Source organism: Mesorhizobium sp. ISC15 (assembly GCF_037162615.1).
Lineage (GTDB): Bacteria > Pseudomonadota > Alphaproteobacteria > Rhizobiales > Rhizobiaceae > Mesorhizobium > Mesorhizobium mediterraneum.
Genome location: NZ_JAVSPX010000001.1, coordinates 1,354,450 through 1,374,731, shown reverse-complemented (window position 1 = coordinate 1,374,731; position 20,282 = coordinate 1,354,450). Strand labels below are relative to the sequence as shown.

The following is a 20,282-nucleotide window of genomic DNA, read 5'->3' as shown; positions in this document are numbered from 1 at the left end:
CGTCGGACCGGCTGGAGAGACGGCACGTGGCGCCGTCAGCATCAGCGTTAGCCGGCCGCCCGGTCGGCCGCTGTCCGGATCGCCTCGATGTTCGCCCGATAGGCTTCGACGCTGCCGCCCTTGAAGATCGCCGCACCGGCGACCAGCACGCTGGCGCCGGCGGCGGTGACCAAAGGGGCGGTTTCGGGCGAGATGCCGCCGTCGATCTCAATCCGGATCGGCCGGTTGCCGATCAGCGCCTTCACCCGCTTCACCTTCTCGACAATCGCCGGAATGAAAGCCTGGCCGCCAAAACCCGGATTGACGCTCATGATCAGGATCAGATCGAGCCGGTCGAGCACATATTCGACAGCCGATTCCGGCGTCCCCGGATTGAGCGACACGCCCGCCTTCTTGCCGAGATTCCTGATCATCTGCAGCGAACGGTCGAGATGCGGCCCGGCCTCGGCGTGCACCGTCATGCCGTCGCAGCCGGCTTCGGCGAAGGCTTCCAGATAAGGATCGGCGGGCGCGATCATCAGATGGCAGTCGAAGAAGGCCTTGGTGCGGTTGCGGATCGCCTTGATCACCGGCGGACCGAAGGTGATGTTGGGCACGAAATGCCCGTCCATGACGTCGAGATGGATCCAGTCGGCGCCGGCAGCCGCCACCGCCTCGACCTCGTCGCCGAGCTTCGAAAAATCCGACGCCAGCACAGATGGCGCGATCAGGGTTTTTTTGCTCATGATCCGGCCTTTCCAGGCGCCCGTGGCTGCGGGCGCATCGTCTGGATCGACTGCTAGACCATGATCCGGAAAAGGGGAAGCCGGTTTGTCCTTGGCGCGATGGCTTCAGATGTCGGCGCCAAGACCCCGCCGGATTGCACCGGCGGGGTTTTGGTGGGTGCGAATGGTTAGTTCAAAATGCTGTTGCGCGCGGGATCCTGCTGCCGGGGAATCCGTTGTTTTTGCCTCGGCACAAACTGCTGCAGGATGTTCGGGTTCAAGAGGTTCGGATTGATCTCCAAGCCCGGCCTTCTGCGGATCGGGGTGCAGTCCGGATACTGCCCGGTTGTCCCAACCGGACAGCGCCGCTTGATGATCGGCTGGCACTGGCCGTCGATCAGCCGTGAGCCAGGCGCACACTCCACCTGCGGCCGGCGGCATGCGCCTCTGATCACCTCGGTCCCGCGCGGGCAGACACAGGCGCCGCGTTTGTTGTGGACCTGGCCGCGGATGGTGCACTGTTCCACCGTCGGCTTTTTGACGATCGGCACGCAGGCTCTGCCCTTCAGTTCCGTCCGTCTCGGGCAGACGCAGTCGCCGTTCTTGGTGCGGATCTGGCCGGGCAGCAGCTTGCATTGCTCCACTACCGGCGGCTTTTTCCGGATCGGCTGGCAGGCGTCGCCCCTTAGCTCCGTCCCTCTCGGGCAGATGCAATCGCCGTCCTGGGTACGGATCTGGCCAGGCAGCAGCTTGCACAGGCGTGCCGGCGGCTCGTCGGTCGACACGCACCTGCGGTTCTCCAGCTCGGTTCCGCGCGGGCAAATACAACGCCCGTCGGAGGTCCGGATCTGGCCCTTGAGCAGCACGCAGCGCTGCGGGTCCTTCGGCTTCGGTATGATGACCGTGCCGCCACCGGACGAGCACTGGCCGTTACGGAAAGTGGTGCCTTCCGGGCAGACACACCGGCCGGCGTCGTTCATGACGAGGCCTGCCGAGCACTTCTTCTGCACCTCACGCTTGATGGTGAAGGGATGGCAGGCATAGGCCTTGCCGCGATCGCCCTGCACGTTGGTCGGGTCGCGGGAGAGCACGTCGCCCGCGCCTCGCACCGGCGTGTCGGGGGACAGCACGCCGACGCAGTTCTGGCCGCTGACGGTGCCCTGCAGATTGGCCAGGCGGCCGTCGTCGGGAATGATCACGGTCACTTGGTGAACGTGGCTTTCCCCGGCGCCGAGCGTCAGGTCGGCGATGCAGGACGCAGGCAAGGTCGCTGGCTCCGGCGCGCAGCCGAAGGGCGGGTCGATCGAGGTGATCGCAACGCCTTCCAGCCGGCCGAGGCCTTCAACGCCGATCGCATCCCCGATGCGAACCGGACCGGAGAAGGTGCTTTCCCCATCATTCGTGATGGTGATCTCGAACGAGCAGGGCTGGCCGACCCGGCACTCGGCATCGCCGGTCTTCTCGACCCGGATGGTGGCAGGGCCGCCACCCTTGGCGCAGGCCCTGCCGATCGGATAGACGATGTCGTCTCCGGGCGCTGGGCCGTAAGAGCCGCGCGCGCAGTTCTCGAACACGCCATTGGCGGCAACCGTCACGTCGAAGTGGCGGCTGGTTCCAGGCGTCATCACGGCGCCAGGAATCTGGCACGACAGCGTATTGGCCGGAACCGGTCCGCACGCCCATTCCGCGCCATCAGGGATGACGGTCTGGATCTGGATGGGCGCGCCGCCGGCCACCAGCGTGGCGGCATCGTTGACCCGCACCGGACCGGTGGGGGCCGTGGTGCCGGTGCTGATGACGGTGATGCGGCAAGTGACGGCCGCAGCACCGGCCAGCGAGCCGTTGCACACCTTGGCGATGCGCATGGCCGGCTTGCCGCCATCACGGATGCGTTGCTTGGCGCAGGCCCGGTTGTTGGTGAGGTCGTTCTCACCGGGGATGGCCTTCACCGCGGCGCAGTTCTCGACGGTGTCCGGCCGGTAGCCGGCCGGCATCACCGCTTTGACGAAGATCGGCGTCGAGGCGCCCGGCGAGAGCACGATGCCGGCATTGTCGCAACGGAACTGGCCGGGGCCGTTCGGCCCGCATGTCCAGGGCGGGGTCGGGCCGAAGGTCGAGGATGCCGGCGCGCCGCCCGGATAGGTGTCGGTGACCGTCAGCGGCCCGTCATAGGGGACGCTGCCATTGTTGATGATGTCGATCACGAAGGTGCAGACACCATCGGCCGTGCAGACCGGGGCGCGGGCACGCTTCTTCAGGATCAGATCGATTTTGTTCTCCACCGGCGGCCGGCAGCCGCGGTCACGGTCACCACGCCGGCAGATCGAGATCGAGGCGCAGCCGCGGTCGTTTTGCTGGCTGCCGAACAGCGGCTTGCCGCTGGCCCCATAATTATAGGCGGCGCAGTTGCGCAAGACGCGGCCTTGCCAGCCTCCCGCTGGCTTGAAGCCGAGCTTGAGGTCGACAGAGGCACCCGGGTTGAGCGTGGTCACCGGATGGGTGCATGTCATCGGGGTGGCCGCCGGCGCACAGGCCCAGGGCGCATTCGGTCCTGAATCGAGGGTGGAGCCGGCCGGCAGCGTCACTTCGTCGAGCACGATCTTGCCGTGATACGGCCCGTCGCCGACATTGGTGACCCTGATGGTGAAGTCGCAGCCGCCGGCTATCGTGCAACGCCGGACATCAGCGCGTTTTTCGACCTTGAGATCCGGTTCCTTGTCCTTGGGCGGGCATCTCTGGTCACGCGGAATGACGATTTCGATCGTCTGCGTGCAGCACAGGCCCCAGCCCTCCTCCGGGCCGGCATAGGTTTCGATGCCGGTGACGACGAGGTGGACGACGTCTCCGGGTGAGGCCCCGACGATCTTCCAGTCGAGCACACCGCCGCCCGCCGGCACCAATTGCGTGTCTGGGATGATGGTGATGCCGGGTGTCGTCGTCGAGAGCTGCACCCACTTGCCGCCCATCTCGGGGCCGACCGGCATATGGTAGATGAAGGCGCCGCCGCCGGGCACGCAATCGAGCGTGCCGCGTTCGACCTTGAAGCATTCCTTGTCGCCGGGAGGTGGCGGCGGCGGGTTGCACTTGGTCAGATCGATCTTGATCGAGGTCTTTTCGCCGGTGAGGATGTTGCCGTCGTCCGGCTTGCTTGGGTCCTGCGACGGGATGATGGTCCCGGTGCCGGGCCCGACGGTTATCTTGATCATGCCCTGATTGTCGACGATCGCCGGCGAGGCAAACGCCGCATGGTCGATCTTGGCGGTGATCTGGAAGGTGATGACGCGTTCGTTTGGAGCGCCGATGCCGTCGAGATCGGCGGCGGATATCCGGAAGTCGGAAACATCAGCCGTGTCGTTGGGATCTGCCGACGTGCTGATCGAGGCTCCGGGCAGCGGTCCGCCGGACACATCCGTGCCGTCGCCGGACACATGCACACCGACGATCCGCAGGCCATGCGGAAGCTGGTCCTTGAAGTCGATCCTGGCCTTTTTCAGCGCGGCCGCGAGGCCTGGGCTGGCAAAAGCTTGCGGGTTGCCGCGCAAGCCGAAGCTCAGGGAATATACGACATAGTCGCAGCCTCGTTGCCTGCCTTTCTTGGTGAAGAAAGGCACGACCCGGCCGGGCCGCGGATTGACGATGCGCGGCTCATCGAGGTCGAGCCCGAAATCCGGACTGGCGGTTTCGAGCGGACCGGAATCGGCAGGCTTGTCGATGTCGGCCTGGCTGGTCTGGACCGGAACAAGATCTTCCGCGAAGCCTTGCGCCGGGCTCAGCATGGCGAACGCGATACCGGCCGCCATCAGCCAGCGCGCGCCGCGCCTGGCGAGTGACAGCGGTTTCATGGTCGTCGCGAGCGGGGAAAGTGCTGAAATGCTCATCTTCCCCTCCTCAACGTTCGCAGCTGATGGCTGGGGTTCTGAGCGGCACGGTCATCTTGCAGCAAGGGAAGTAGCCGCCCTTGTCGCGATCGGACTGCCTGTAGAAGCAGAGCCCGACATCGACCGTGTCGCCAGGATAGTGGCCGGTGATGCCGATCGTGTAGGGCGCGCCGGGAGCATGCGAGAGGGGCGACGTCACCCCGACGCCTGATGTCCTGGACAGAGCCTTGATCGAATCGCCGCCAAAGCCGGCATGATCGTGGAGATAGAGTTCGGCCTCGAGACCGGAGGGCGTGCAGAAGTACCTGACATCCTCGACATCGAGGCAAGGAGGCACGCCACCGGGGGGCGGAAAATCAGGCGGATAGAAAGGTGGCAGGTAGCCGCCGCCCGGTATCTGCTCGTAATAGCCGGCACGGCCCTCGCAGGGGTGCCAGACCTCGACGTCGCCGACATGGCCTTCAACCTCAGGGTCTTCGAAATAGCCGTCGAAGTCGACGAACCACGAGCCGAAGGGCGGCACGTTGGCCGACTTGACCAGTGCTGTCGGCGTGATCTGCACGCCGGGCACGGCGAGCGGCCCGCCGCCGACAAGCTGTTCGGCAAGTGCGGGATTGTCGCGCAATTTGTCGCCGGTCTTGACCAGCGTCTCGGTGCAGACGCCGGCATCGAGATTGCCGTCGGAGTCGTAGCCATATTGCAGGTCGAGGCCGCCGGCCGACTGCCGGTTGTCCTCCGGGAAACCGACCGCATATTCCTGCGGCATTTCCACCCAGACTGGTTCCGTCGCCGGATCGTCCGGGTTATCGCGCCAGTAGCGGATGACCTCGCCCTTGCCGGAATCGGCGAACTGGCTGTAGTCGTAGCGGTTTTCCACCGGGCCGCGCTGAGCCAGGTACATGAAGCCTTTGTTGTCGAAGGCGATGTCGGTGACGGCGTGGTCCCTGTCGGCCTTGACCGTCAGCTCCCAGCGCGGGTCGCCGGCAAAGCTGCCGTCGCGGGCAATGCCCACCGACCAGATCTCGGCCTTTTTACCAACCGAATAATAGAGCCGGCCACCATGATAGGCGACGGACCAGACGCGGCGCTCGTCCTGCGTGTAGCCCCATGTGTCGGGGTCTTCGCTGTCGAAGGCAGCGTCCTCGATGTCCATGGCCGAGCCGTCGTCGGCAAGCGGGGCCAGCCGGTGCGCCGGGCGCCCGGCGATGCCGTGGTCGAACGTGTCGACCGGCGTGCCACTGGCGTCGATGCGATGGATGAGACCGGTGTCGAGGTCACTGGCAAAGAGCTGGCGATGGATATTGTCGAAGCTGATGTCGCCGACGCCGGGACCGCTATTGGTGTCGATGTCGGCGAATTTCGAAACGGCGCCGGTGATGCCGTCGATCTTCCAGATCGTGCCCGGTCCGCCGCCGTTCTCGGTGCCGAGCTGGCCGTCCATGAAGATGGCGCCGGCAGCACCGCGACGCTGCCGCTCCGGGCGACCGTCCGCATCTTCGTCAGATGTGACGATACGGATACCGTGCAGCGAGGTGGCGCCGGCATAGAGGTTCGGAATGCCTGATGGAACGCCGTCGCGGACGCCGTCGTCATAGGTGATGCCGAACACCTGGCCGATCTGCTCGGCTGTCACCTCGAAGGGCGGCGGCGTGAAGACGAGCTGGCCGGAGGCCGGCCCGCCTAGCCTTGAAACGTCGAAAACGCGCAAGGTTGCGCGCGTCGTGTCGATGAAGGTTTCGTCGACGGGATCGACGCCGGGCGGCAAGCCTGCTTCGAAATTGGGCCCCTCTTCGAAATTGGGAATGACGGTGCCGGAAAACCCTGTCACCGCCATCGAGCCCGGATAGATGATCTGCGTTTCCTGCGCCTGGGCGGCACCGCCAAGCCAGACGGCGGTGGCGAGCGCCAACGCCAGGAATCTACTGGTTGCCGGGAATCCACTGGTTGCTTGGATCGCACGGCGCAAACGGCCAGCACGAGAGCGCACGAACGCGCCGTGGTCGCAAGACATGGAATTCCCCCCGCGGGCGGGAGAAACATCCGGTCTTGCCGCGCAAATCAGGGCAAGGCGCGACGTTCCGGCACGTTTTTCCCTGATCGAATTGTCTGCTTTCCTCGCAGTCACGATACGCCGGCTCTTACGCAGGGTCAACGGAATCAGCGGAAAGCCCAGCGGATCGCCCCCATCCCGAAAGCGGTGGTCGCGCTGAGTTCCCGGAGACCGCGGAGCCTTTGGATTTCCAGTCATGGCACTTTCCTTTCCGGGGCCGCACCATGCAGCACCTAGGTGTCAGTCGCGAACAGACGCGGAAAGGTTCATGGGAAGCGCTGGACGGCCTGGGCTCACCGTGCCATGGCCGGAGAACACCCGGCTCGGCCCGAGCAAAGGATGTTGGGCGGCCTTGCGCAGAATGCTTGCGCGCCGCGCAGCCTGTTCTTATATACGCGCCAAGCCGTTCGACGCCGGAATGCCGGTTGCCGAAGCGGAATTTCTTGTGAACAGGGGCTTTCGTCGGAACGCCTGTACGGGTCCTGAGAGCCTGCTTAGCGGAGAGACTAGAAAAATGGCAAAAGTAATCGGTATCGATCTGGGGACCACCAACTCCTGCATCGCCATCATGGATGGCAAGGAGTCGAAGGTCATCGAGAATGCGGAAGGCGCGCGCACGACCCCTTCCATCGTCGCCATCAACAGCGATGGCGAGCGCCTCGTCGGCCAGCCGGCCAAGCGCCAGGCGGTCACCAATCCTGAAAACACCATCTTCGCGGTCAAACGCCTGATCGGCCGCCGCTATGACGATCCGGTGACGGACAAAGACAAGAAGCTTGTCCCCTATAAGATCGTCAAGGGCGACAATGGCGATGCCTGGGTCGAGGCCGGCGGCAAGAAGCAGTCGCCCAGCCAGATCTCGGCAATGATCCTGCAGAAGATGAAGGAAACGGCGGAAGCCTATCTCGGCGAGAAGGTCGAGAAGGCGGTCATCACCGTTCCGGCCTATTTCAACGACGCCCAGCGCCAGGCCACCAAGGATGCCGGCAAGATCGCCGGCCTTGAAGTGCTGCGCATCATCAACGAGCCGACCGCGGCCGCACTTGCCTACGGCCTCGACAAGAAGGAAGGCAAGACCATTGCCGTCTATGACCTTGGCGGCGGCACGTTCGACATTTCCGTGCTCGAAATCGGCGACGGCGTCTTCGAGGTGAAGTCGACCAATGGCGACACCTTCCTTGGCGGCGAAGATTTCGACATGCGTCTGGTCGAATATCTGGCGGCCGAGTTCAAGAAGGAGCAGGGCATCGACCTGCGCAACGACAAGCTCGCCCTTCAGCGCCTCAAGGAAGCGGCCGAAAAGGCCAAGATCGAGCTGTCGTCCACCACGCAGACCGAGATCAACCTGCCCTTTATCACCGCCGATGCCAGCGGCCCCAAGCACCTGACGCTGAAGCTGACGCGAGCGAAGTTCGAGAGCTTGGTCGAGGATCTCGTCCAGCGCACGATCGAGCCCTGCAAGGCAGCGCTGAAGGATGCCAGCCTGAAAGCTGGCGAAATCGACGAGGTCGTCCTGGTTGGCGGCATGACCCGCATGCCCAAGATCCAGGAGATCGTGAAGCAGTTCTTCGGCAAGGAGCCGCACAAGGGCGTCAATCCGGATGAGGTCGTCGCATTGGGCGCCGCTATCCAGGCCGGCGTGCTGCAGGGCGACGTCAAGGACGTGCTGCTGCTCGACGTGACGCCGCTGTCGCTCGGCATTGAGACGCTGGGTGGCGTGTTCACACGGCTGATCGAGCGCAACACGACGATCCCGACCAAGAAGAGCCAGGTGTTCTCGACGGCCGAGGATTCACAGTCGGCCGTGACCATCCGCGTCTTCCAGGGCGAGCGTGAAATGGCCGCCGACAACAAGGCGCTCGGCCAGTTCGACCTGGTCGGCATTCCGCCGGCGCCGCGTGGCGTGCCGCAGATCGAGGTCACTTTCGACATCGATGCCAACGGCATCGTCAACGTCTCGGCCAAGGACAAGGGCACCGGCAAGGAGCACCAGATCCGCATCCAGGCATCCGGCGGCCTTTCGGACGCCGACATCGAGAAGATGGTGAAGGACGCCGAAGCCAATGCCGAGGCCGACAAGAAGCGGCGCGCGCTGGTTGAGGCCCGCAACCAGGCCGAGGCGCTGGTGCATTCCTCGGAGAAGTCGCTGAAGGAATATGGCGAGAAGGTTTCCGAGGCCGACCGCACGGCGATCGCCGATGCGATCGCAGCGCTGAAGACCGCCGCCGAAGGCGACGACGCGGCCGAGATCGAAGCCAAGACCCAGGCGCTCGCCGAAACCTCGATGAAGCTCGGCCAAGCCATGTACGAGGCTTCGCAGAAGGAAGCCGCGGAGGCCGACGCCAAGGCGGATGCCGCCAAGGACAGCGACGTGGTCGATGCCGATTTCGAGGAAATCGACGAGGACGACGACAAGAAGAAGTCGGCCTGAGCCGCCTGACGGCAGATAAAGCGGAAAGCCCGGCGCAAAGCCGGGCTTTTTTGCAACTCTGGTCGAAAAAATACGGGCTTGACCGAAAAAATGCGGGCAAGCCCGCGTCGACACTGGCATCCCGGCCCCATCGCACCTAAATCGGAACAGCGTGCCGGCAAACGACGCAACAAGGCTTCAAGACGTTGAATATCCGGACTGCAGGAAAAGATGAAAGCTGATTTCTACGAAACGCTGGGCGTGCAAAAGGGGGCAGACGAGAAGGAGCTCAAGAGCGCTTTCCGCAAGCTCGCCATGCAGTTCCATCCCGATCGCAATCCCGGCGACCATTCCTGCGAGCACAAGTTCAAGGAAATCAACGAGGCCTACGAGACGCTGAAGGACCCGCAGAAGCGCGCGGCCTACGACCGCTTCGGCCATGCCGCCTTCGAGCAGGGCGGCATGAATGGCGGCGCGCAAGGCTTCGGCGCCGGCGGCTTCGCCGACATCTTCGAGGATATTTTCGGCGACATGATGGGCGGGCGCCAGCGCCGCTCCTCAGGTGGCCGTGAGCGCGGCGCCGACCTGCGCTACAATATGGAAATCACGCTGGAGGAAGCATTCGCCGGCAAGACAGCGCAGATCCACGTGCCAGCGTCGATCTCCTGCACGGAATGCTCCGGCACCGGCGCCAAGCCCGGCACCCAGCCCGTCACCTGCTCGATGTGCAATGGCCACGGCAAGGTGCGCGCCACGCAAGGCTTCTTCTCGATCGAGCGCACCTGCCCGCAATGCCAAGGGCGTGGCCAGACCATCAAGGAGCCGTGTCCGAAATGCGCCGGCCAGGGCCGCGTCACCGAGGAGCGGTCGCTGTCGGTCAATATTCCAGCCGGCATCGAGGACGGCACCCGCATCCGCCTCGCCAATGAGGGCGAAGCCGGCCTGCGCGGCGGCCCCTCGGGCGATCTCTACATTTTCCTTGCGGTCAAGCCGCATGAATTCTTCCAGCGCGACGGCGCCGATCTCTATTGCAAGGTGCCGATCTCGATGACGACGGCCGCCCTTGGCGGCTCCTTCGAGGTGGCGACGCTGGACGGCACCCAGACGAAAGTGAAGGTGCCGGAAGGCACCCAGAACGGCCGTCAGTTCCGCCTCAAGGGCAAGGGCATGCCGGTGCTACGCCAACACAATGTCGGCGATCTCTATATTCAGACCGCGGTCGAGACGCCGCAGAACCTTTCCCGCCGCCAGCGCGAGTTGCTGGAGGAATTCGAGCAGCTTTCCTCGAAGGACAATTCGCCCCAGTCGAGCGGCTTTTTTGCCCGCATGAAGGACTTTTTCGAAACCTTCAGCGAGCGCTGATGCCTATTCTCGTCAATCGGGTGTAGAGTGCAATTAAGGCGAAGCTTCCCTAGCGTCATCAACATCTTATACCGGCATCCGCCTTGCCTAGAACCCCGTAGCTGCTAAGTAGCCTCTCGGGGGAGCGTTCAGGAGAACTTGCATGGCACATGGTCCCGGACTGCGAAAAGCGCTGGCAGAAAAGTTCGACGACGAGCTGAAGTTCTTCAAGGGCTGGATCGACAAGCCGAAGGCAGTCGGTTCGATCGTGCCGACCAGTTCCATCACGGCCCGCAAGATGGCATCCGTCGTCAACCCGAAGTCGGGCCTGCCGGTGCTCGAAGTCGGACCCGGCACCGGCGTCATCACCAGAGCCATCCTCGCCCAGGGCGTAAAGCCTGAAAATCTCTATGCGGTCGAATATTCCCCCGATTTCGTGCGCCATCTGCGCCGGCTCTATCCCGGCGTCAACGTTATCGAGGGCGACGCCTTCAATCTCGATGCGACGCTTGGCGACAAGAGCAGCCTGACCTTCGATTCGGTCGTCTCCGGCGTCCCACTGCTCAATTTCCCGGTCGCCCAGCGCATCGCCTATGTCGAAAGCCTTCTCGACCGCATCCCGACAGGCCGTCCGATCGTGCAGCTGACCTACGGCCCGCTGTCGCCGATCCCGCCTGGCCGCGGCGACTACACGGTTGAGCATTTCCATTTCGTCATCCGCAACATCCCGCCAACGCAGCTGTGGATCTACCGGCGCGCGGCACACTAGGGTCGAAACTTAGCCAGCCGCCGCAAATGGCCTAAAATGGGTGGAAGCGGACATCTCTACCTCGCCTGGTGCCAGACTTTCCACGCGGAGATTACGAGGATCGCGGCTAGCGCTGGCAATAGCAGGGCGCTAGGAACGATGCCGAGCAGAAAACCGCCGATCAAGGTCCCCATGATTGATCCAGCTGCCATTACAAGCAAGAGCGACCGATTTCGTCCGATGGTGGCGAAGCTCTGATCGCGGCTGTAGCGTGAGAAGCCGACCAGCACCGTCGGAAGGCTCACGGCGAGCGACAGGCTTCCAGCAAGCTTGATGTCCGCACCGAAGAGCAGAACCAGCGTGGGTATCAGGAGCTCGCCGCCGGCAACGCCGAGAAACGACGCGACGACGCCTATTGCGAACCCTGCGACAGCACCCACCGCCATTTGGGCCGTACCCGTCAACAGTGCTCGCCCCACACTGGCATCATGTCCGAACACAAGCACAGCCGCGATGACGATGAGCAGCGCTGCGATCACCCTGTAGAGCGTTTCCGATTTCAGGCGCGTTGCCCATCCCGCTCCGAACCATGCGCCGAGAAGGCTTCCGGCAAGCAAATTCACGATGATCGGCCAATGCGCCGCAATCTGGCCAAAAGGCACCGTGCCCATGCGAAAGGGTAGCGCCGTGGCGACGACCACCAAGCTCATGGCCTTGTTGAGGATGACGGCTTCCAGCGCGGTGAAGCGGAAGACCCCGATCAGCAGCGGCAAACGAAATTCAGCACCGCCGAGGCCGATCAGGCCGCCGAGAGCGCCAATGATTGCGCCACCGCCGAATGCAAGCGGAAGTTTTTGCGGAGGATTTGTCGAGGTCAATCCTTGAGTCATAGCGCTATATCTACACGTAAACGACGCCTGGAACAGGCGATCCTTGGGCCCGTCAGTAAGCGTCCGCTCCGCGTCGAACTCGGTCGCTCAGAGTGAGCGAGGTTTGATCCCTTGAGCGACGTGCGTCCTCTTGGACGCACAACACCTTGAATCCAAGCATCGTGCTTTCCAGAAATCGATTTTCGATTTTTGGGCCGATGCGTTGATCTGAGCGATCCTTGGCTGTACCTGTCCGGGAACAAAGGTGGCCAATGGCAGTGATCCCGAAAATTCTCGTCTTCGCTGGCTCGATTCGCGCTGGCGCCTACAGCGGCAGGACCGCCGACGTGGCGCAGAAGGAACTCGCCATGCAGGGCGCCGAGGTGACCCGGATCTCGCTTGCCGACTATCCGCTGCCGATCCTGGACGAGGATCTGGAAAAGGAGAAAGGCGTTCCCGAAAACGCCGTCAAGCTTGCCCGGCAGATCGCCGCCCATGACGGGCTGCTGATCGCGACGCCTGAATATAACGGCTCCATCCCGCCGCTGCTCAAGAACACCATTGACTGGGTGAGCCGGGTGCGCACGGATGGCGGGCGGTCGTTCAGGCCGTTCACCGGCAAGCCCGCTGGCCTTTGTTCGTCTTCCAAAGGACACTTCGCCGGGGTACGCTGCATCAACCATCTGCGCGCCGTGCTGGTGCGCTGCCAGATGGAGGTGGTAACGCCGGAGTGCTCGGTGCCGGAGGGCGGCAACGCCTTCGACGGCGACGGGAATTTCAGGGACGAGAGACTGCACAGATCGATGGAGCACCTATGCCGCACGCTGATCGAAACCTCGCGCCTGCTGTCCACGCGGATCGAGGCTTGATCCAGGAGCGCGCCAGCACCATGCAAGACAGGCTGATCGTCGGCCTCGACGTGCCGACGCTGAAGGAAGCCGAGAAGGCGGTGCGCGAGCTCGACGGGGTCGTCTCCTTTTACAAGATCGGCTATCAGCTCGCCTTCGCCGGCGGGCTCGACTTCGCCCGCGAGCTCGCCAGCGGCGGCACCAGAATCTTCCTCGACATGAAGCTGCTCGACATCGACAACACGGTGGCCAAGGGTGTCGAGGCCATTGCCAGGATGGGCATGACCATGCTGACGCTGCACGCCTATCCGAAGACGATGAAGGCAGCGGTCGAGGCCGCCAGGGGCAGCGACCTCTGCCTGCTTGGCGTCACCGTGCTGACCTCGATGGACGAGCAGGACGTGATCGACGCCGGCTATGAATATGACCCGCATACGCTGGTGCTGAGGCGCTCCGAGCAGGCGCTGCATGCCGGCATGGGCGGCATCGTCTGCTCGGCCGAGGAAGCGGAAGCGGTGCGCCGGATCGTCGGGCCCAACCTGGCCGTCGTCACGCCGGGAATACGGCCCAAGGGCAGCGACCATGGCGACCAGAAACGCGTCGTCACGCCGGCGCAGGCGATCCGCAACGGCTCCAGCCATCTCGTCGTCGGCCGGCCGATCGTCTTCGCGACCGACAGGCGGGCGGTCGCGGAAGCGATCCTTGACGAAATGCGCTCGGCTTAACGCTTAGATTTCGGAGAAAAAGAGCATGCCCAAGGGATACTGGATCGCCCGCGTCGATGTGCGTGATGCGGAAGGCTACAAGGACTATGTTGCTGCCGCCAAACTGGCCTTCGACCGTTTCGATGTGAAATTCCTGGCGCGTGGTGGCGCGCACGAAAAGGCCGAGGGGCCGGGCCGCGACCGCAACGTGATCATCGAGTTTCCGTCATTGGCTGCGGCGCATGATTGCTACCACTCGCCGGAGTATCAGCGCGCCGTGGCGATCCGCCAGAAAGTGGCCGACGGCGAGATCGTGCTGGTCGAAGGGGTTTAGTCCAGCGGCAACCGCCTGCGGCGGTCAGACCGAATGCAGGATGTAAAGCTTGCGCGTTTTCTCGTGGATGGTCCATTCGCCCTGCCAGCCAAGCGGCAGGACAAGCAATTCGCCGGGTCCGACACCTTTGGCCGCGCCATCGGGACCATGCAGCGTCACGCGGCCGGAGACGATGTGGCAAATCTCGGAATTCGTGTCTCGGCGCGCGGTGAACCGGCCCTGCGAACATTCCCAGACACCAACTTCGATCTTGCCGTCATCCGAAGTCCAGAGCGTGTTGGCTGCTTCCAGCTGATCGCCTTCCACCGAGGTGGGTTTCGGCTGAGGCTCACCGAGGTCGATATGCGCAAGGTGGGCGAAGGTCTTGAAGTCGATCATTTTCTTAAGTCCTCGAGGTAATGCGGTTCAGTGCCCGGTGATGCGATCGGCCAGGGCGGCCAGCCGCGATGTCCGCGGCAGTCCCTTCGCTTCCCGCTCGTCGGCAATTCGGTAGAGCTGATACATCGAATGCACGCCCAGCCAGCGCAGCGGCTCCGGCTCCCATTTGCGCACGGTTCGATTGACCCAGGGAAGCCGCGTCAGCTCGGTGTCGTTGCCCAGCAGCAGATCCCTCAATGTGCGTCCCGAGAGGTTCGAGGTGGAAACGCCGAGGCCGACATAGCCACCGGCCCAGCCTATTCCGGTCTGCTTGTCAAAGCCCACCGTCGTGCACCAGTCGCGCGGCACGCCCAGCGTTCCACACCACGCATGGTCGAGCTTTAGCCCCTTGGTCTGCGGCAAAAGCGTCGTCAGGATCTTGTGCAGCTTATCGATCGTCGCCTGCTGGGTGACGCCTCGAACGTCGGTCTTGGAACCGAAACGATAAGGCACCCCGCGTCCGCCCATGGCAATGCGCCCTTCCCGGGTGCGTTGCGCGTAGCAGTAGGTGTGCGCAGCGTCGCCGAGCACCTCGTAGCCGTCCCAGCCGATTTCGCTCCACAGTTTTTCGGACAACGGCTCGGTCACAACGATGGCGCTGTTGAGCGCCAACCAAAGTCTCTCGTGGCCAGCGATGCCCGCGGTAAAACCCTCGGTTGCCCGCACGATCTTTTCGGCGCGCACCACGCCCCGATTGGTTACGACCTTGCCCTTCTCGATCGACAGCACGGTCGTCTGTTCACAGATCCGGACACCGAGGCGCTCCACTGCCCTGGCGAGCCCCTGCACCAGCTTTGCAGGCTGAACCCGCGCAACTTTCTTGATGACGAAGGCGCCGCGCGCATTGTGCACCGCTATGCGCCGGCGCATCTCCGCGGCATCGATGTACCCGACGCGGTCGTCGGTCAGCTCCCAGGATCTGGCATGGGCATACATCGCCTTGGCGCGCTGCTCCTGCGCCTCGTTGGTTGCGACCAGCAGTTCGTCGGTACGGCGAATATCGGCGTCGATGCCTTCGGCTTCCGCGACCGATATGACCTCGTCCACCGTGCCCATCATCGCCGCCTGCATGGCGATGACCCCTTGGCGCGACGATGCCTCCTCATATTTTTCGCGCGACCATGAGAAGCCGCCGGACAGCCAGCCGCCATTACGTCCCGAAGCACCGAAGCCGGCGAACTCCTTCTCGACGATGACGATGTTGAGGTGCGGCGCTGCCTGCTTCAGGTAATAGGCGGTCCAAAGGCCGGTGTAGCCGGCCCCGACGATGCAAACGTCGGCCACGATATCGCCCTGCAGCGGCGGCCGGCAGCCGGGCACGCCGCCGATGTCTGCATACCAGAATGAAACATCGCCGTTCTTCTTCACGTCCATTGTCGCGATTTTCCCAGGTAGGATTCAGGTCAGCGTGAAATCGGCCTTTTCGTCGTCCGCTAACAGCTTTACGTCGCTGCCCGCGAATATGAGGTCGACCTCGTCGCCGATGGCGAAGGTCTCGGCATCCAGCGTCGAGCGCACGATCGCCTTGGAGGTGTCCGCCAGCACGACTTCGTATTTGGAGCCCGATCCGAGATAGATGGCTTCGCCGATGCGCCCGGGCAGGGTGTTTCGATCCTGTCCGCCCTTCCCCCGTCTGGCGAGGCTCAGCTTCTCCGGCCGCAGCAGCATCACGGGCTTGGCGCCATCGGGAAGGCGTTTGGCGGCGGCCACTTTCCGCCCTTCTATCTCGATGGCGGTCTCGTTCCCGGAGGTGGAAGCCGCGCCACGCAGTATCGTCGAGTCGCCGACGAACTTTCCGACGAACAAGGTCTCGGGCTCGTCGTAGAGCTGGCGACCGGTGCCGATCTGCTCGATGCGTCCTTGGTTGAACACGGCGATGCGGTCCGAGAGGACCAAGGCCTCCTCCTGGTCGTGCGTGACGTAAACGAAGGTGGTGCCCAACTCCCGGTGGATCCGTTTGATCTCGAGCTGCAGCCATTCACGCAGCTTCTTGTCGAGCGCGCCGAGCGGCTCGTCCATGAGGAGCAGCGGCGGATCGAATACGATGGCGCGCGCCAGCGCGACGCGCTGCTGTTGTCCGCCGGAAAGCTCGCTGGGAAAACGGTGGCCGAAATCCGCCATCTTCACCATGTCCAGCGCCTTGCGCACCCGGGCCTCACGATCGGGATTGGCGATGCCGCGCAAGGTCAGTGGGTATGCGACGTTCCTGCTCACCGTCATGTGCGGAAACAACGCATAGTGCTGGAAAACCACGCCGATGTTGCGTTTGTGCGCCGGTACGCCGATGACGCTCTTGCCGCCGACATCAAGCGAACCCGAGCTGACCTCGGTGAAGCCGGCGATGACGTTGAGCGTGGTCGTCTTGCCCGAACCGCTGGGTCCGAGCAGCGTCATGAACTCCCCCGGCTCGATGCGCAGCGATACCTTATCGAGAGCAATGAAGCTGCCATACTGTTTGCTGACGGATTTGAGATCGATGGCTGCGCCGCGGGTCGATGGTGAGGCCATGTCAACGTTTTCCCTGTCTCGAACCGATCAGCAGCCCCGCCCCGATCACCAGCGACGTCACGATGAAGAGCAGCGTGCCCACCGCCGCAACGGTGGGGTCGGCATCCCGGGTAATGCTGGAGAAGATCTGGACCGGCAGTGTCTTCAGATAAGGGCTGGTGATGAACAGCGCGACGATGATCTCGTCGAACGAGGTTACGAAGGCAAACAGCAGCCCCGACAGGATGCCCGGCGCGATCAGCGGCAACGTCACCGTCCTGAATGCCGTCAGCCGGGTCGCGCCGAGGCTGGCCGCAGCCGTCTCCAGCCGTTTGTCGAAGACTTCCAGGCTGGCGGAAACGGCGATGATGACGAAAGGGACGGCGAGCATCGTGTGAGCCAGCACGAAGCCGGTCATGGTGCCGACCAACCGCGTATCGAGATAGACCGCATAGATTCCGACGGCGAGCACCACCCCCGGCACGACCATCGGCGTGATCAGCAGTGCACGCAGCACGCCGCTGACGCGGCTTTTCATGCGATCGAGGCCGAATGCCGCCAGCGTGCCGATGACAGTGGCGAACACCGCAGTGACGACGGCAACCTTGAGCGAGCCGACCAGGCTCGCCGACCATTCGGGGTTGGTGAAGAAGTTCTGGTACCACTGCCAGGAAAAGCCGGATGGCGGAAAGGCCAGCGACTTCTTGTCGTTGAACGACATCGGCACGACGACGATTGTCGGTGCGACCAGCCAGACCGCGACCAGCAGGCAGAACAGACCGAGCAGGATTCGACCGGGCTGTTTCATCAGCGTGTCGAGCCCGTCTTGTGCGGTTGGCGCGACAGCGGTGCTGCAAGCGCGAGCAAGACGAAGGTCGCGATCAACAACACCACACCCATCGCACCGCCGCGACCCCAGTTGAGCAGGCTGAGCACTTGGTTCTGGATCAGGGTCGAGAGCATGGTCGAACGCGGACCGCCGAGCAGCGCGGGGGTGATGTAGAACCCGAGCGCAAGAATGAACACGATGATGGCGCCCGCGTAGACGCCCGGAAGCGAGAGCGGCAGATAGACCTGGGCAAAGGCGCGCGCCGGGCTTGCGCCGAGGCTTCGTGCCGCCTGCATGAGCCGCAGGTCAATCGTCTTCATTACCGAATAGAGCGGCAGGATCATGAACGGCAACAGCACCTGCGCCATGCCGATCACCACGCCTGTCTGCGTGCGGATCAGCTTGACCGGACTAAGGCCGACTGCCCGTATGACGGAGTTGATCACGCCGGAATCCTGCAGAAGGATGACCCATGCCAAGGTGCGCACCACACCGCTCACCCAGAACGGCACCAGAACGCACAGGATGAGGACGAGCCGCATCTTGGGCCCGACCGCAGTCATCACATAGGCATAGGGATAGCCGGCAATGAGACATACCAGCGTCACCCAGGCGGAGATCGCGAAGGTCCGCTGAAGCACGGTTAGGTTGACCGGTGTGCCGAAAAACCAGGCATAGTTCTGCCATCCCCATTGCGGCTCGGAAAAGCTACGCAAGGTCACGATGGCGAGCGGCAGGCCCAGGCAGACGACGAGTAGCAGCAGCGCCGGCGCGACGAGCCAGAAAGCCTGTCCACGAAACCAGCGCCGGCGGTCGTCTGCTGCGACAGCCGGACCAGTGTTCCGGCTGTCGGTTGTTATCGTTGCCACTGCGGCGGACCTAGTTGCCCGCCATCAACGCGTTCCACTTTTCGTTCGCCACCTCGAAGTTCTCCACCCAGAACTTGATGTTCTGCTGATAGCCAAGCTTCAGCTTGTCCGGCGTATTGGTCATGAACGCCGCGGTGACCTCGTCCACTTCGGGCTTCGCGTCCTTGTGGATCGGGGTATACGAGGTGGTTTTTGCAAGCGTCTCCTGCGCGCTCTTGCCGACATAGGCGTTGATCAGCGCATGTGCTGCGTCGGGATCCTTGACGCCCATCGGAATGGTCATCTGGTCCATCACAACCAGCCAGTCCTGCCACGCCGGCGTGTACGCCGCGCCGTTCTTCACCGCGGTCATGGCACGTCCGGTCCACATCGCGATCATGTCGGCTTCACCGGATTCGGCGAGCTGCTGGGAATCGGCGCCGGTCTTCCAGAAGATCGTGTCCGGACCGAGCGACTTCACCTTCTCGATAGCCTTGTCGATGTCGGCCACCGTCATGTTTTCCACCGACCCGCCGGCTGCGAGCAGCGCCTGCTCGATCATGCCGCCGGACAGATCGCCGCTGCCTTCCAGAGCGCGCGAGCCCGGGAACTTCTCGATATCGAAGAAATCCTTCCAGCTCCTAGGCGGATTATCCTTGTACTTTTCGGTGTTGTACATCAGCACCACGCCATAGTTCATGGCCGGCACACTGCAATCACTGATCTGGCCCTGTGGAATGTTGGACGTATCGATCTTCGAGAAGTCCAGCTTCTGGAACAGCTTGCCGCAATAGACGTAGGGCGGGAAATCGCCGGTGTCGACGACGTCCCAGGTCACATTGCCGGACTCGACCTGCGCCTGCAGTTTCGAGATTTCGGTCGGCCCATCGCTGAGCAGCGTCACACCGGACTTGTCGACGAACTCTTTTAGCGCGGCGATCTGGCCATCCTGATAAATGCCTCCATACGAGACGAAGGTAAGCGTCTTGTCCTTCAGCGAGCCCTCGGCCACCTCGCCTGCCACGGGCTTGCTCTGTGCAAGCGCTGCGGTCGTGATCATCAGCAGCCCGAGCGCGGTCACCTGTCCGATCTTCATGTTTTATCTCCCATTTACGTGCACCCGCATTACTTCTGTCCACCCGGTTGCGAGCCTTGTCCGGGCGTGTATTGATTGAGTTCCGCCGCGCCGCTGGTCGGGGGCGCGATGATCCAGAGCACCTGCGCCGGCGTCTTGCCGATGTTCACCGTGCGATGCGGCGTCGAGGTTGCGTATTCGATGCTGTCGCCCTCGTTCATGGTGAAGCGCTCGTCCGCCAGTGTCAGCTCGACTGTCCCGTTCAGGACGACGAACATCTCGTGCTTGCCGCCATGCGTGTAAGCGTCGTTGCCGGTCGAGCCGCCGACGTCGAAATCCCCCGAATAAACCTCGAATTCATGGATCGGCCGCCGCGACAGCAACGTCTTTCGACAACCGTGGCTGATCGGCAGCAGGGGGCGGTCGGCTCTGGTGAGCACCTTGTGGAACCCACCGTCGGTCTGCTCGAACAAGTCGTTGATGCCGAGGTCCAAGGCAGCCGCGATCCGCATCAGGGTGCTGGCGCTGGCTCCGCTCAGATTGCGCTCGAGCTGGCTGATGAAGCTCGCCGTCGTGCCGATCATGTCGGCCAGTTGGCGAAGCGAAATGCGTCGGGCCGTGCGAATGGCCTTGATCCGCCCACCGACATGCTTCGTCTTGTCCGCGTCCGCCGCTGGCAGCGCCGCCACGTCCGGGGATGTCGCAGGGTCGACTTTCACCGAGTGCCTCCTTCACTTAAC

The 20,282-nt window shown here is 63.4% G+C and carries 17 protein-coding genes; 6 read left to right on the top strand and 11 right to left on the bottom strand.

The genetic code is table 11. The features are described from left to right. Nucleotides 1–47 precede the first annotated feature (47 nt). From rpe to RPG13_RS06830, 3 genes are all read right to left on the bottom strand, one after another. Nucleotides 48–725, bottom strand: coding sequence for a ribulose-phosphate 3-epimerase (gene rpe / locus RPG13_RS06840; protein WP_127291407.1), 678 nt, complete (start codon nt 723–725; stop codon nt 48–50). A gap of 167 nt (nt 726–892) precedes the next feature. Further along, nucleotides 893–4,582, bottom strand: coding sequence for a DUF7929 domain-containing protein (locus RPG13_RS06835; RefSeq protein WP_337124718.1), 3,690 nt, complete (start codon nt 4,580–4,582; stop codon nt 893–895). A 10-nt stretch (nt 4,583–4,592) separates the two neighbouring features. Continuing rightward, nucleotides 4,593–6,830, bottom strand: coding sequence for a hypothetical protein (locus RPG13_RS06830; protein ID WP_337124717.1), 2,238 nt, complete (start codon nt 6,828–6,830; stop codon nt 4,593–4,595). 316 nt (nt 6,831–7,146) lie between these two features. On the opposite strand from RPG13_RS06830, the gene dnaK reads away from it, so the two are divergent. From dnaK to pmtA, 3 genes are all read left to right on the top strand, one after another. Continuing rightward, nucleotides 7,147–9,063: a molecular chaperone DnaK gene (dnaK, locus tag RPG13_RS06825; RefSeq protein ID WP_126104150.1), complete on the top strand. Its 1,917-nt coding sequence runs from the start codon at nt 7,147–7,149 to the stop codon at nt 9,061–9,063. A gap of 210 nt (nt 9,064–9,273) precedes the next feature. Beyond that, nucleotides 9,274–10,404 carry a molecular chaperone DnaJ gene (gene dnaJ, locus RPG13_RS06820; RefSeq protein WP_095484655.1) on the top strand — a complete coding sequence of 377 codons (1,131 nt, stop codon included), beginning with the start codon at nt 9,274–9,276 and terminating at the stop codon, nt 10,402–10,404. Between the two features lie 142 nt (nt 10,405–10,546). Beyond that, on the top strand, nt 10,547–11,152 hold the full coding sequence (pmtA, locus tag RPG13_RS06815; RefSeq protein ID WP_337124716.1) for a phospholipid N-methyltransferase PmtA: 606 nt from the start codon (nt 10,547–10,549) through the stop codon (nt 11,150–11,152). A gap of 56 nt (nt 11,153–11,208) precedes the next feature. On the opposite strand, the gene RPG13_RS06810 is transcribed toward pmtA, so the two are convergent. Continuing rightward, nucleotides 11,209–12,021 (bottom strand): sulfite exporter TauE/SafE family protein, encoded by an 813-nt coding sequence (locus tag RPG13_RS06810; protein ID WP_095484657.1) that lies wholly within the window; start codon nt 12,019–12,021, stop codon nt 11,209–11,211. Between the two features lie 251 nt (nt 12,022–12,272). Between RPG13_RS06810 and RPG13_RS06805 the strand changes: the two genes are divergently transcribed. From RPG13_RS06805 to RPG13_RS06795, 3 genes are read left to right on the top strand one after another with little or no spacing between them, the layout of a single operon-like run. Next, the gene (locus RPG13_RS06805) at nt 12,273–12,869 is read left to right on the top strand and encodes an NADPH-dependent FMN reductase (RefSeq protein WP_337124715.1); all 597 of its coding nucleotides are present in this window, start codon (nt 12,273–12,275) and stop codon (nt 12,867–12,869) included. Between the two features lie 20 nt (nt 12,870–12,889). Further along, complete coding sequence (gene pyrF, locus RPG13_RS06800) at nt 12,890–13,573, top strand: orotidine-5'-phosphate decarboxylase (protein ID WP_337126990.1); 684 nt, start codon at nt 12,890–12,892, stop codon at nt 13,571–13,573. Nucleotides 13,574–13,598: 25 nt separating this feature from the next. Beyond that, nucleotides 13,599–13,886 carry a DUF1330 domain-containing protein gene (locus RPG13_RS06795; RefSeq protein WP_095484659.1) on the top strand — a complete coding sequence of 96 codons (288 nt, stop codon included), beginning with the start codon at nt 13,599–13,601 and terminating at the stop codon, nt 13,884–13,886. Nucleotides 13,887–13,910: 24 nt separating this feature from the next. Here RPG13_RS06795 and RPG13_RS06790 read toward each other — a convergent pair whose 3' ends face one another. Genes RPG13_RS06790 through RPG13_RS06760 form a run of 7 tightly spaced genes read right to left on the bottom strand, consistent with a single transcriptional unit; the run spans nt 13,911 to nt 20,261 of the window. Further along, complete coding sequence (locus RPG13_RS06790) at nt 13,911–14,264, bottom strand: cupin domain-containing protein (RefSeq protein ID WP_128241663.1); 354 nt, start codon at nt 14,262–14,264, stop codon at nt 13,911–13,913. A 27-nt stretch (nt 14,265–14,291) separates the two neighbouring features. After that, a complete protein-coding gene (locus RPG13_RS06785) occupies nt 14,292–15,677 on the bottom strand; it encodes an NAD(P)/FAD-dependent oxidoreductase (RefSeq protein ID WP_337124714.1) in 1,386 nt (461 codons plus the stop codon). A gap of 24 nt (nt 15,678–15,701) precedes the next feature. Beyond that, complete coding sequence (locus RPG13_RS06780) at nt 15,702–16,811, bottom strand: ABC transporter ATP-binding protein (protein ID WP_126104155.1); 1,110 nt, start codon at nt 16,809–16,811, stop codon at nt 15,702–15,704. A 1-nt stretch (nt 16,812) separates the two neighbouring features. Further along, entirely contained in the window at nt 16,813–17,598 is a 786-nt protein-coding gene (locus RPG13_RS06775; protein WP_095484663.1) for an ABC transporter permease, read from the bottom strand. Beyond that, the gene (locus RPG13_RS06770; RefSeq protein WP_127206352.1) at nt 17,598–18,488 is read right to left on the bottom strand and encodes an ABC transporter permease; all 891 of its coding nucleotides are present in this window, start codon (nt 18,486–18,488) and stop codon (nt 17,598–17,600) included. The genes RPG13_RS06775 and RPG13_RS06770 overlap by 1 nt, the downstream gene beginning before the upstream one ends. A gap of 10 nt (nt 18,489–18,498) precedes the next feature. Continuing rightward, complete coding sequence (locus RPG13_RS06765; RefSeq protein WP_292639908.1) at nt 18,499–19,563, bottom strand: extracellular solute-binding protein; 1,065 nt, start codon at nt 19,561–19,563, stop codon at nt 18,499–18,501. A 29-nt stretch (nt 19,564–19,592) separates the two neighbouring features. Further along, complete coding sequence (locus tag RPG13_RS06760; RefSeq protein WP_337124713.1) at nt 19,593–20,261, bottom strand: helix-turn-helix domain-containing protein; 669 nt, start codon at nt 20,259–20,261, stop codon at nt 19,593–19,595. Nucleotides 20,262–20,282 lie beyond the last annotated feature (21 nt).